This window comes from Labrenzia sp. THAF35 (assembly GCF_009363595.1).
In the GTDB taxonomy this organism is placed as follows: Bacteria; Pseudomonadota; Alphaproteobacteria; order Rhizobiales; family Stappiaceae; genus Roseibium; species Roseibium algicola.
This window is the reverse complement of record NZ_CP045380.1, coordinates 5,211,530-5,224,082: the sequence shown is the minus strand read 5'-3', so window position 1 is coordinate 5,224,082 and position 12,553 is coordinate 5,211,530. Positions and strand designations below refer to the sequence as shown.

Annotated in this window: 13 protein-coding genes; 9 read left to right on the top strand and 4 right to left on the bottom strand. The window is 57.8% G+C overall.

The features are described from left to right. The first annotated feature begins 13 nt into the window (after positions 1 to 13). From FIU93_RS24035 to tdh, 4 genes are all read left to right on the top strand, one after another. Positions 14 to 397 (top strand): RidA family protein, encoded by a 384-nt coding sequence (locus FIU93_RS24035; protein ID WP_152507695.1) that lies wholly within the window; start codon positions 14 to 16, stop codon positions 395 to 397. Positions 398 to 443: 46 nt separating this feature from the next. Further along, positions 444 to 1,070, top strand: coding sequence for a LysE family translocator (locus FIU93_RS24030; protein WP_152506991.1), 627 nt, complete (start codon positions 444 to 446; stop codon positions 1,068 to 1,070). A gap of 157 nt (positions 1,071 to 1,227) precedes the next feature. Further along, positions 1,228 to 2,415 carry a glycine C-acetyltransferase gene (locus FIU93_RS24025; RefSeq protein ID WP_152506990.1) on the top strand — a complete coding sequence of 396 codons (1,188 nt, stop codon included), beginning with the start codon at positions 1,228 to 1,230 and terminating at the stop codon, positions 2,413 to 2,415. 11 nt (positions 2,416 to 2,426) lie between these two features. Continuing rightward, positions 2,427 to 3,452: an L-threonine 3-dehydrogenase gene (tdh, locus tag FIU93_RS24020; protein WP_209010446.1), complete on the top strand. Its 1,026-nt coding sequence runs from the start codon at positions 2,427 to 2,429 to the stop codon at positions 3,450 to 3,452. A gap of 124 nt (positions 3,453 to 3,576) precedes the next feature. Here tdh and FIU93_RS24015 read toward each other — a convergent pair whose 3' ends face one another. Continuing rightward, a complete protein-coding gene (locus FIU93_RS24015) occupies positions 3,577 to 3,780 on the bottom strand; it encodes a YgaP-like transmembrane domain (protein ID WP_031270681.1) in 204 nt (67 codons plus the stop codon). A 253-nt stretch (positions 3,781 to 4,033) separates the two neighbouring features. On the opposite strand from FIU93_RS24015, the gene FIU93_RS24010 reads away from it, so the two are divergent. Together FIU93_RS24010 and FIU93_RS24005 are read left to right on the top strand one after the other, a co-directional pair. After that, positions 4,034 to 5,098 carry an NUDIX domain-containing protein gene (locus FIU93_RS24010; RefSeq protein ID WP_152506988.1) on the top strand — a complete coding sequence of 355 codons (1,065 nt, stop codon included), beginning with the start codon at positions 4,034 to 4,036 and terminating at the stop codon, positions 5,096 to 5,098. Positions 5,099 to 5,154: 56 nt separating this feature from the next. Continuing rightward, a complete protein-coding gene (locus tag FIU93_RS24005; protein ID WP_152506987.1) occupies positions 5,155 to 6,561 on the top strand; it encodes a nicotinate phosphoribosyltransferase in 1,407 nt (468 codons plus the stop codon). A gap of 65 nt (positions 6,562 to 6,626) precedes the next feature. Here FIU93_RS24005 and FIU93_RS24000 read toward each other — a convergent pair whose 3' ends face one another. Beyond that, on the bottom strand, positions 6,627 to 7,844 hold the full coding sequence (locus tag FIU93_RS24000) for a crosslink repair DNA glycosylase YcaQ family protein (protein WP_152506986.1): 1,218 nt from the start codon (positions 7,842 to 7,844) through the stop codon (positions 6,627 to 6,629). Positions 7,845 to 8,056: 212 nt separating this feature from the next. On the opposite strand from FIU93_RS24000, the gene FIU93_RS23995 reads away from it, so the two are divergent. Both FIU93_RS23995 and FIU93_RS23990 read left to right on the top strand, forming a co-directional pair. Next, a complete protein-coding gene (locus FIU93_RS23995) occupies positions 8,057 to 8,863 on the top strand; it encodes a transporter substrate-binding domain-containing protein (protein WP_173017399.1) in 807 nt (268 codons plus the stop codon). Positions 8,864 to 8,900: 37 nt separating this feature from the next. Next, positions 8,901 to 9,668 (top strand): sulfite exporter TauE/SafE family protein, encoded by a 768-nt coding sequence (locus FIU93_RS23990; protein ID WP_077290147.1) that lies wholly within the window; start codon positions 8,901 to 8,903, stop codon positions 9,666 to 9,668. 252 nt (positions 9,669 to 9,920) lie between these two features. On the opposite strand, the gene FIU93_RS23985 is transcribed toward FIU93_RS23990, so the two are convergent. Both FIU93_RS23985 and FIU93_RS23980 read right to left on the bottom strand, forming a co-directional pair. Next, complete coding sequence (locus FIU93_RS23985) at positions 9,921 to 10,955, bottom strand: GlxA family transcriptional regulator (protein ID WP_023003882.1); 1,035 nt, start codon at positions 10,953 to 10,955, stop codon at positions 9,921 to 9,923. Between the two features lie 117 nt (positions 10,956 to 11,072). Beyond that, entirely contained in the window at positions 11,073 to 11,918 is an 846-nt protein-coding gene (locus tag FIU93_RS23980) for a LysR family transcriptional regulator (protein ID WP_152506984.1), read from the bottom strand. Between the two features lie 106 nt (positions 11,919 to 12,024). Here FIU93_RS23980 and FIU93_RS23975 point away from each other — a divergent pair, with 106 nt between their 5' ends. After that, positions 12,025 to 12,465 carry a hypothetical protein gene (locus FIU93_RS23975; RefSeq protein WP_173017398.1) on the top strand — a complete coding sequence of 147 codons (441 nt, stop codon included), beginning with the start codon at positions 12,025 to 12,027 and terminating at the stop codon, positions 12,463 to 12,465. Positions 12,466 to 12,553 lie beyond the last annotated feature (88 nt).

Below are 12,553 nucleotides of genomic sequence, written 5' to 3'. Positions count from 1 at the left end.
GATCTTCGACTTGATGGAGCGGACAATCAACCCGGACAAGGGCATTTACCCGGCAACACCGGATTATGTGCATGCCCTGGAAGTGACTGGTGCAGGGCGGTTGCTCTTCGTCAGCGGCACCATGGGGCTTGATGTAATCGGCCGGGCTCCGGAGAGCCTGGAAGAGCAGCTCGATCTGGTTTGGGCGAACCTGCGCCGGATCCTGACTGAAGCGGATATGACGACCGACAATATCGTCCGCGTCACCAGTTATCTTTCAGATCCCGGCCATGCCGAAAAGAACCAGGCCGCACGACTGGAGGCGCTGGGCACCCGACGCGTCCCGACCACGGCCATTGTGGTTCGAACGCTGACACCCGAGTGGATGATCGAAATCGAAATTGTCGCGGCCGCTTAGGCGAAGCAGCAGTTCTCGGCAAATCTGGCGAGCGCAGGAGAAAGCAATGCAGTTCGAGACCTATCTGATCTTTCTTGTCACGACAGCTGTCGTGGTTTTCTCTCCCGGTGCGGCGGCCGTGGCCGTTGCGTCGCAAGGGGCGGCCAATGGTGGGCGTCGGGCACTTGGTGGCGTTTTTGGTATTGCGTCTGCCAATGCCGTTTATTTTGCGCTTTCGGCAACCGGCATTGCCTCACTGATCATTGCCTCCAACCTGGTGTTCTCGGTAATCAAATGGGCCGGTGTAGGATATCTCGTCTGGCTGGGTCTGACCGCACTCTTCACGCCGGCAGGCGCAATCCGCGTCAAACGGTCCGGGCGGCAGTCCAGGCTGAAGGCGTTGTTCGCCCAGGGCTTTGTGATCGAGTTCGCCAATCCGAAGGCATTGCTCTATTTCGCAGCCATTTTGCCCCAGTTTCTCGACATCAATGCACCCATTGTTCCGCAGATCCTGATCATGGGCGTGACGACTTTCCTGATCGACCTGACATCCTACACGGCATATGCCTTTCTGGGGGATCGCCTGACCCGTGGTGAGATGAAGAACTGGGTTGTAGGTCTCGTCAACAAATGCGCCGGGGTTGCCTTGCTCTATGCAGGTTTTCGAATGGCGGGTGTCACTGTAATGCGTTAGTATCTGCGGATATTTCCTGGCCGGAAAGGCTGATGCGATCGCCTGGATCTTGCAGAAGGGCAGTTGCAAGAATCCGTGATACCGGAAATCGAATCTTTTATTCCGGACAAATATCCGGCATAGTGGAGGAAATATCCATTTTGCCGGAGGAAGCCCTGTGTCCGATGCCTTTCTGTCGCATATTTCCGAGACGCTAAAAGAAATCGAGGCCGAAGGGCTCTACAAACGCGAGCGGTTGATCACCTCGCCGCAGGGCGGTTTGATCACGGTTGGCGGGCGCGAGGTTATCAACCTTTGCGCAAACAATTACCTGGGTCTGGCCGATCATCCGGCTCTCGAGGAGGCGGCGCGCAAGGCACTTGAGCCAAAGGGTTACGGCATGGCGTCCGTGCGCTTCATTTGCGGAACGCAGGACATTCACCGGCAACTTGAGCAACGCCTGGCTGAATTTCTCGGCAAGGACGATTCCATTCTGTTCGCGGCCTGTTTTGACGCAAATGGCGGCTTGTTCGAGCCTTTGCTTGGCCCTGAGGACGCGATCATATCGGACGCGCTCAATCACGCATCGATCATAGACGGTATTCGCCTGTGCAAGGCCCGGCGCTATCGCTACGCCAATTCCGATATGGCGGATCTGGAAGCGAAGCTGAAGGAAGCCCGAGCCGCCGGTGCCCGCCACATCATGATCGCGACCGACGGTGTCTTCTCGATGGACGGCTATCTGGCCAACCTGCCGGGGGTGACCGAACTCGCCAGGCAATATGATGCCGTGGTGATGGTCGACGATTGCCACGCGACCGGTTTCATGGGGCCGAAGGGCGAGGGCACACCGGCGCATTTCGGGGTTGATGTCGACATCCTGACCGGAACGCTCGGCAAGGCGCTGGGCGGCGGCATTGGTGGTTACATTGCCGGGCCTCAGCCGGTCATCGACCTGCTGCGCCAGCGGGCAAGGCCCTATCTCTTCTCCAACTCCCTGCCACCGGCAGTGGTCATGAGCGGTCTTGAGGCCATCCGCCTGGTGGAAGAGGGCGACGATCTGCGCAAGAACCTCTTCGACAATGCCGGCTATTGGCGTGCAGGCCTCGAAGCGCTCGGCTTCACGCTTCTGCCGGGTGAGCATCCCATCATTCCGGTGATGCTGGGCGAGGCAAAGTTGGCCCAGGAAATGGCGGCAAAGCTGTTTGAGGAAGGCGTCTATGTCTCCGGTTTCTTCTTTCCTGTGGTGCCGCGCGGTCAGGCCCGCATTCGCACGCAGATGAACGCGGCCTTGACCCGGTCCGATCTGGACCGCGCACTGGAAGCCTTCGAAAAGGCCGGCAAGGCGACGGGGGTTCTGTCATGACCAGCAACCAAATGAAGGCGCTGTCCAAGTCCGAGCCGAAAGAGGGCCTCTGGATGACTCGCGCGCCGGTGCCGGAAATCGGTCCGGACGACGTTCTGATCAAGATCCATAAAACCGGCATTTGCGGCACGGATATTCACATCTGGAACTGGGACGACTGGGCGTCGAAGACCGTGCCGGTGCCGATGATTACCGGTCACGAATTCGCCGGCGAAATTGTCGAACTCGGCAAGAACGTCACCGACCTTGAAATCGGACAGCGATGCTCAGGCGAGGGGCACCTGATCGGACGGCACTCACGCCAGTCTCGCGCGGGCAAGTTTCATCTGGATCCGGAAACCCGCGGCATAGGCGTCAACGAGCAGGGTGCCTTTGCAGAATATCTGCGTTTGCCGGCCTTTAATGTTGTGCCTTTGCCGGACGAGATCGACGATGAGATCGGCGCCATTCTCGACCCGCTCGGCAATGCGGTTCATACCGCACTCAGTTTCGATCTGGTTGGAGAGGATGTTCTGATCACCGGAGCCGGTCCGATCGGCATCATGGCTGCTGCTGTTGCCCGTCATGTCGGGGCGCGCAATGTCGTTATCACCGATATCAATCAGGCGCGTCTTGACCTTGCAACGAAGGTGGCCGACGTGGTGCCGGTCAATGTCGCCCGGGAAGATCTGAAAGGCATCGAGAAGAAACTCGGCATGAAGGAAGGCTTCGACGTCGGCCTGGAAATGTCCGGCAGTCAGTTAGCGCTCGATCAGATGGTCGAGAACCTCGTGATGGGCGGTCGGATCGCACTGCTTGGTATCCCGCCTGGAAAGTCGCCCGTCGACTGGTCACGCATCGTGTTCAAGGCCATCACGATCAAGGGCGTTTACGGCCGGGAAATTTTCGAGACCTGGTACAAGATGATTGCCATGCTGCAGAACGGTCTGGACGTGCGCAATGTCATCACGCACCGGTTTGGTGTCGATGATTTCGAAAAAGGTTTTGCTGCCATGAAGTCCGGCGAAGCCGGCAAGGTAGTCCTCAGCTGGACCTGAGCCGGCTGAATGGCGAAGGGAACTTCAGCAGCTACGTCAACAATCAAGTGATGCAAGATCGCTCTCGATCAGATCGAGGGCGATCTTTTCGCGCGCGTTTCTTTCCTGGTGGCGTTGCACCGTTTCAGGCAAAGCCGGATTTCTGCGGCAAACCCAGCTTTTTCAGGACCATCACCACCGGGCAAAGTCCGGTAAAGGACGCCTGGACGAGATGGGCGCCGAGAATTCCGGTGAGCCAAAGCCAGTTGAGATTGACGTAGACAGCCAGCAATACCGACGCAAGTATCAACAGGCCGACCACGAGAAGAATGGCGCGTTCGACGGTCATCGTATTCTCCCAAGTTTCATTCATTCGAAACAGAGAAATTATGCGCCCATTTTATCGCGTTGAACAGGTCCTTGGTTCCGGCAGGGCACATCGCCAGGCAGGGATCTCACCGGCGTAATCGCGGCAATTTCCGGATCGACAAGAGAATAATACTCATTTTGAGCATTATTCTCTTGCTAATGCTCAAAATGAGTATTAGATGAGATGCAGCCGAGGAGTTCGGCTGCATTCCAAAAATTCGAGGGAGGCTCGAATGTCCAAATTTCACTACGGCGTTTTTGTCGGCCGCTTTCAGCCGTTGCATGCCGGCCATGAGGCCGCCATTAGATCTGCGCTGGAACAAGTCGATACGCTGATCGTGCTGATCGGGTCTTCCGGTCAGGCGCGCACCCCGCGAAATCCCTTCACTTGCGCCGAACGCGAAGAAATGTTCGCAAAGGTGTTCAAGCACGAGCTGACCACCGGCCGTCTGATCCTGAAGCCTGTTTCGGATCATCCCTATTCGGATGCTGCCTGGTGCGCCGAGGTTCAGCGGGCCGTCAATGAAACCGTGCTTGCCGATTACAACAAGGGCGGTGTCGTTCTGCATGGCTTGCAGGATATCGAGATCGCGCTTGCAGGCTATGGCAAGGACCGCACGAGCTACTATCTCAAGCTGTTTCCCGAATGGGGCAATGTGCAGCTGGCCAGCCAATACGGCACCTTCTCGTCGACAGACGTGCGCAGGCAGTTGTTCCAGCGCATCCCGGTCATATCGCGGTCGGTTCTGTCGGCCGGCGTGGTGGAGTGGCTGGAAGCCTTTGTTCTGACGGAGACCTTTCGTGCACTTCTGGAAGAGGCCGAGTACCTGGATGCCTATCCCGGGCAATGGGGAAGGGGACCGTTCGTGACGGTGGATGCCGTCGTCATCCAGTCCGGAAACATTCTTCTGGTCGAGCGCGGCCAGGCTCCCGGCAAGGGATTGCTGGCTCTGCCCGGCGGTTTCCTTGATCCCAGTGAAAGCATAAAGGATGCCGCGATCCGCGAGTTGAAGGAAGAAACCGCCATCAGCGACCACAAGGGAGAAATACCCCCGGCGATGCTGGCGTCTTTCATAGACGGAACCAAGACAAGGGTCTTCGACCATCCTGACCGGTCGTTGCGTGGCCGCATCATCACCCACGCGTTTCTGTTTCGTCTGCCCGAACGGCGCGAACTGTTTTCAGTCACGGGTGGTGACGATGCCAGGTCAGCCAATTGGCATCGCCTTGGCGATCTGAAGTCCGAGCAGTTCTTCGAAGATCACTGGTCCATCATCCAGCTGATGGCGGACCTGTAACAGCGCCCGCGGGGGAGGCCCGCAGGCAATCGCACCTGTCACGTGAGGAGTTCACAATGACAAATCCACTTCTGGCGACTGACAGCTACAAGCAGTCGCATTTCAAGCAATACCCTCCCGAGGCCCGCAGGATTTCTGCTTACCTGGAAGCTAGGCCCAATCCGTTTTCGGACAGCGTCCTGTTCTTCGGGCTGCAAACCTACTTGAAGGACGTGCTTCTCAAGCCGATCACGGCATCGGACATTGCGGCGGCTGATCGGATCTGTGCCGCCCATGGCGTTCCCTTCAACCGGGAAGGTTGGGAACAGATCCTGACAGATCACGGTGGCCTGTTTCCGCTGGAGATCAAGGCGCTGCCGGAAGGAACACTGGCACCGAGTGGTGTGCCGCTTGTTCAGGTGGAAAACACCGACGAGCGCATGCCCTGGCTGACGACCTGGGTGGAAACCGCCTTGTTGCGGTCGGTCTGGTACCCGTCGACGGTTGCCACGTTGTCTTTCAAGTGCAAGGAGATCCTGTATCGCGGTCTTCTGGACACGTCCGACGATCCGGACAGCCAGATCCCGTTCAAGCTGCACGATTTTGGCGCGCGCGGTGTATCTTCTGCCGAAAGCGCCGCTCTTGGCGGCATGGCCCATCTGGTCAACTTTGCCGGCACCGACACCATGGAAGTTCTGGAAGCGGCCATGACCTGGTACGGCGCAGATGTGGCGGGTTTTTCGATCCCGGCAGCTGAACACTCGACTATGACGAGTTGGGGTCGTGAGCGGGAAGTCGACGCGTACCGGAACATGCTGGTGCAGTTTGGCCGTCCCAATGCTCTGGTGGCGGTCGTTTCAGACAGCTACGATCTCGGCAATGCTGTCGAGAACCTGTGGTGCGGCCGGTTGAAGGCCGAGGTGCTGAAATCGGGGGCAACGGTCGTCATCCGCCCGGATTCCGGCGACCCTGTCGAAATGCCGTTGAAGGTTATGGAAACCCTTTGGCAGCACTACGGCGGCTCGGAAAACAGCAAGGGTGCGCGCGTATTGCATCCGTCGGTTCGAGTCATTCAGGGTGACGGCATGAAGCTCGACACCATCAGGCAACTGGTGGAAGAGCTGGTGCGTCGCAATTGGTCGGTCGACAACATCGCCGTCGGAATGGGCGGGGGACTGTTGCAGCAGGTCAACCGGGACACGATGCGCTTTGCCATGAAGGCAAATGCGATGAAAACCGCTGACGGTATCTGGCGCGATGTCTCCAAGAACCCGGCGACCGATCCCGGCAAGGCCTCCAAGGCCGGTCGGCAGGCGACGGTCCTGGAAAACGGAGTGCTGAGCGCGGTTCGTCTCGAAGCGGTTGGCGGCAGAACCGATCAGTTGCAGACGGTCTACCGCAATGGCGTACTGGTGAAGGACTGGACTTTCGAAGAGGTACGCGCTCTGGCCCGTAAGCACCTGTTGGAAAGGGTGGCGAGCTGACCACATGATTGACCCATGGTGTTGGCCGGATGACCGGCCAGCATTGGAAACAACGGTGCGGACGGCTAAAGGGCCGTCCGTTGCCAATCCGGTTCGTAGGTGATGTCGGAAACGCCGGCAAAGCGGGCGGTGCGTTCCAGCTCCGCCTGTAGTTTGGCCTCTCGGCCCTTTGAGGCTCTGATGCCTTGTTCCGGCCAGTAGGCCCGCACATGAAGCCTGTTCTCGCTCCTGAGTGCCTTCATGTCGATGCGGCCGATCAAACGGTCGCCTTCCATGACAGGGAAGACGTAGTAGCCGTATTGGCGCTTCGGTTCAGGAACGAAGATCTCGATCCGGTAGTAGAATCCGAACAGGCGCTCGGCCCTTTTGCGGTCGCGAAGTGCAGGATCGAACGGCGACAGGATCCGCACCCGCGAAGGCGGTTCTGGAAGCTCGGAAACGGTATCCAGCGTTTCCGGATAGGCGAACACCTTCCGCCAGGATCCATCGACACACTCAACTTCAATTTCGGTAATCGTGCCCGCAGCCTTTGCTGCCGTGCACCAGTCCTTGGCTTCCTGTGGCGTGATCAGGTCCCAGAAGGCAGCAATCTCGCCGGAGGTCGCAAAGCCCAGCCTGTCGAGCGCGGAGCGAGCTGCCCATTCTGTCGTTTCTTCAAAGTCATGAGCAGCATTGAGGTGTTGCGCTGGAATGACCCGTTCCGTCAGGTCGTAGACTTTCTGAAACCCGTTCCGGCCGGTAACCGACAGTTCGCCGGTGCGCCACAGAAACTCGAGTGCTGCCTTCGAGGGGTGCCATTCCCACCAGCCGCCATTGCTGCGTTGCTCGTCTTCTCCGACAGATGCCGACGTGACCGGACCATGGTCGCTGATCCTGTTCAAAATCTCGTCGAATTTCCGTTCGAACTCGTTCTGGTGCCAGTTGCGCCACCTGTTGATGAGGTTTTCCTTGTCTCGGCTGAAGCGCAGGCGCCAATGCCGGAAAAACTCTGTCGGTATGACCGACGCATCGTGCGTCCAATGCTCGAACAGATGCCGGTCACGCTCGGCAAGAAGCTTGAGGTTCTTTTCCTTGTAGGCTGGTCGCCGGGCAGCCAGGATCATGTGGTGCGCGCGGGCGACAGTGTTGATGCTGTCGAGCTGCACGAAGCCGATCTGGTCTATGACCGCAGCAAGATCATCGCCTTTTCCGGTTCCCTTGGGGGCGGATGCAAGGCCGTGTCTTTCGAGGAAGAGCTGCCGAGCGATACGATTCGGCAGCCGGGGCAGGGGGGGGGCACTCATGCGGCAAGGCTAGCATCTTCCAGGTTTCAAAGAAAATGACCGCAGGGATCTTATTGTGAATTTTTGCAAGAGCCGTAGATGCCGTTGTCAAAATGAAACCGCAAATACAACGCATGCACACGTAAAACGTGTTTTTTTGATTGACCGATTAGTCAAAAGAAGTTTCACTGATGTGCCTGACTTCATTCATGGCTTTGTTTGAGCGGTATAAAATGAGTGTTTTCAATCATTTGAGAAAGAGAATACTGGTTTCGGGTCTTGCTTGCCTGGCTTTGACGCTGTCTTCTGCTGCCCGTGCCGACACGAATGACTGTTCCTCCGTCAAGTTGAACGGTTCCAGTGTCTGGTACCCGATTTCCATGCGCCAGGAAGCCGATGTCGGCCTCAACGGTGTGTTTCCCGACCTCGCAATTGAAATCTTTTCAGCATTGGATTTGCCTTTGGTCATGGGGCCGGATCTGCCGTGGAAACGGCTTTTGACATTGCTTGAGCATGGTCAGATCGACGTCCTGGCGGGGGCATATCTGACTGACGAAAGGCTCGCCAAGTTCGGCGTCAGTCTGCCGGTCATGCGCGAAGATGTCGGTGTCTTTGTCCGCACCAGCCTGGATATCCGCCCTGCATCTCTTGAAGACCTTGCGGGACTGAGGGGCGTTGCACCGTTCGGGGCATCGTTTGGCGCAGAGTTCGAGACCTATGCGGCTGCCAAACTGTCCATCGATCGGCAACCCTTCGACGACTTCAAGACCAACATGTACCTGCTGGCAGAGGATAAGGCCGACTATCTGGTCATTGCACGCCGGGACGGCGAGATGATGATCCAGGAAGCCGGGGTCGAAGGGAAGGTCGAAGTCCTGCCGTGGTCTGCGGCTGTCAACACGGTTCATTTCCTGTTCTCCCGCGCGACACCGTGTATAAGAATGCTGGAGTCCTTTGACGAGGAGCTGCAGCGTCGCCGTGAATCCGGTGAGCTGAACAAGCTGATCGAAGGCTACACTCTGCCCACGGGCGACGGATAGAAGAAGCAAGAGACCCCATGCAGCAACAGGTGATGGCGTGACGGATTTAGGCGCAGCCGGTCCGGGACTGATACTGATTGCCGTGCTGGTGTTTCTGAGCGCAGGGTTCATCAAGGGGCTTGTGGGCTTCGGATTGCCGACAATCGGGCTTGGCCTGATGACTGTTTTTGTCGGTGTCGAAAAGGCGATGGTCCTTATCCTGTGGCCGGCATTTCTGACCAACCTCTGGCAAAGCCTGTCAGGTGGTTACCTGCGCGTTCTCTTGCCCCGTCTCTGGCCCTTTCTGGTGTCGGCTGTGGTAATGCTCGCCGCCGGAACCTTCATCCTCACCCAGTTGCCGGAAGGTGCCGCCGACCTGCTTCTGGGGATACTGATGGTTTCCTACGCGGTGCCGATGCTTGCAGGGCTGGTGCTGCATATTCCGGAAAACCGGGTCGTCCCGGTTGGAGTGGTCGTCGGGCTGGTCAACGGTGTCCTTTCGGGACTGACGGGGTCCTACACGGTGCCCGGTGTCATGTATCTGCAGGCGCTGGGGCTCACGCGAGACGAACTTATCCAGGCAATGGGTCTCTTGTTCCTGCTGTCGACAACGGCGCTCGGCATTTCACTTGGCGGTTTCGGACTGATGGGAGGCCAGGAAGCAGTGGCCTCTGCTGCGCTGGTCGTACCGGCCCTGTCCGGCGTCTGGTTTGGACAGCACACGCGCAAGAAAGTGTCGGAGGCCGGTTTCCGCCGGCTCGTGCTGGCAGCCATCCTCGCCCTTGGCCTTTACCTCATTCCACTGGGTCTCTGGCGCCTGCTCTAGCTTTTTCCGGCAGAATTCGTGGCGCTTGGGAGCGCAGCCAAGGACTTTCGTTTCCAACGTCATTCCGGCCAAGCGAAGCGCGAGCCGGGACAGAGGCAACGTTGTGTTCGCTGTCTTCTTCGGCTTGTTTCGCCAGATCTCGGCTCACCGATCACGGATCTTCGCTACGCTACGTCCGGGATGACCATGGCGGGCTACAAAAAAACGCCGCGAAGACCGCGGCGTTCGAGGACTGGTTTTTCAGGCCGCGTCTTACTTGGCGATCAGCCGCATGGGGGTGGCGGTGCCGACCCCGGATGTCGTCTTGGTGTTGGCCCACTGGTAGGACTGACGTTCCTCCGTCGGTGTGCACAGGAAGCGCTCGCGGTAGCATTTGGTGAAATGCGAGGTGGAGGCAAAGCCGCAGGCCAACGCGACATCCAGCACCGGGCGGCTGGTCCGGCGCAACAGGTCGCGCGCGGTTTCAAGGCGCAGGCGCAAGTAGTACTGGCCGGGCGTGCAGTTGAAATGACGCCGGAACAGGCGCTCCAGCTGGCGCGGCGACAGGTTGACCGTCATCGCAAGTTGCTGGCAGCTCAGCGGGTCTTCGATATGCAAATCCATGATCCGGATCGCGTCGAGGATCTTGGCATTCGAAATGCCGGTCCGGGCCTCGATGTCATGGCGCTGTGCAGATTCGCCGGAACGCATGTTCTGGTAGAGCGCGACTTCGGCAACTTCATGGGCAAGATAGGCACCATGCTGGATCGCGATCAGGCGCAGCATCATGTCGAGCGACGCCATGCCGCCGGCACAGGTGATGCAGTTGCGGTCGATGGCAAAGATATCGGATGTTACTTCGACATCCGGAAATTCTTCCCGCAGGGATCTCAGGTTTTCCCAATGGATGGTGCAGCGGCGACCGTCGAGAAGATGATACCGGGCAAGCAGATAGGCACCGGTGCAGATGGCGCCAAAGGTGCGGCCCATTGCGTTCAGACGGCGCAGCTTGTTGCCGAGTTCCGTGTCCAGCGGCAGGCGCTCGACGTCGATGCCGGTGCACAAAAGTGTAATGTCTGCATCGTGCAGGTCGCGAATAGATTTTTTGACCGCGACTTCGCAGCCGTTGCTCGCCGTGACGGGATTCCCGTCAAGCGAATAAGTTGTCCATTGGTAGTACTCTCTTCCCAAAAGGCGATTTGCTATTCTGACAGGTTCGATAACGCTGGCGAAAGCGTTCATGGAAAATCGCTCCATGAGCACGAATGCTATCTTCTGGCCTGATTCATCGTGCGCGCGTCCGGACATTTACTGTGCCTCTATGGAAGGTATTATTGCCATTTGTCTTTGGCTTTCAGCAAGTTTTGCAGTTTGTATTTATCTGTCAAATAAAAAACGCTTACAGACCTGATATTCTCGTAAATGTCACAAACGAATTGGCAACGTTGCCCAGCCCGTCATCCAGGTGCGGAACATTTCATCGGCAAATGCTGTCTTTTTCACCGCGATGCCGACGCTGCGCCGCTCCAGGCCTTCATGGTCGAGCGGGACGCCAGTCAAAGTATCCTTCATCTTCAAATGACCGGCTGGAAGGATGGCAGCGCCAAAGCCCAATCCGGCCAATTCCAGTACCTGCTGATCGTTGACCGCTTCAGCTGAAACATTCAACGGCAGGCCCGCCAGGGCGAATTCAGCCAGCAGGGCATCGTAATTCGGGCAATACCTGCGGGAGATCAGGGAAACGGACTGAAGGTCGTTCATGGAAATCCTGTTGCGCCCGGCCAGCGGATGAGACCTTGCAACGGCAAGTACGTAAGGCTCGCTGTAGAGTTCCCGGTACTTGTGGCTCTTGGGGGAACAGGCCTTGTCGACCAGAGAAAGTTCCGCGTCCGCCGCTGCCTGCTCGAAACGCATCTCCAGTGTCGGATAAGTGGTGCGCAGGGCATGGAAAGCCCCCTGAAACGCGGGAAGCAGAATATCGGGCGCCGTATAGAGGCTCAGGCGAAGCGGGGGGGCTTTTAGGAAGCGGTTCTCGGCCTCTCCGACAGCCCGCAGGATAGACTGGGCATGGTGATACAAATCGCGACCAGCCGGTGTCGGGCGTAACCCGGTACGGGAACGGACAAACAGCGACGTTCCAATTGCGTCTTCAAGTTTCTGCAAGGCCTGGGACAAGGACGGTTGGGAAATACCATGTCCCGAGGCTGCCGCGCTGATCGTTCCCAATTCGAAGGCGCTGACGAAATAGCGAAGCGGGGTCACTTCAAGCATAGGAATTGCCTATATCAATGATAGAAAGCATAGGAGTATACTGCGAAATAAGTCGAGGGCACAACTCGGGCGGTCAATTGCAACGCCGTACCGAAGGAACTCCCGGATGAATTCCGCAATGCCCCTGTCTGCGTCAGAAACCTTTCCGCTGCCTCGAACCGAACCGATCGCCATTCATCGTGTGCTTGATCTGTTTGAAAAAGGGTCACCGGAACTCTTCGGCGAACTGTCGGAACAACTGGACTTCCGTATCGACCACTACCGCGATGAAACCGACGTTGCCTGGCAGGTGGCCTCCGGGCTGGAGGAAATGGCTGGTGTCCTGCAGCGCCTTGCACAGGACGTTTTTCCGAAGGGAACACATATTCTCGCTCTCGCCTCCCAGGCATTGGGGCAGGGATGGTTCCTGACCCGTTTCGAGCAACGGTTCTTCTATCCTGTCAGGAACTGCGAATGCGAAAGCATCACCTATATCCTCAGCCACGAAGACCACGGAAAGCTCGATTTCTTTCGGGAAACCGTGACGACAATTGAAGAAAGACGCTGACGTGTAATGCAGGTGATGTGGCCGTCCGGCATCGCCGGATGGCCTGTCAGGAAAGGCCTGCGAACGCCTGCAGGCCGGAATCTTGAAC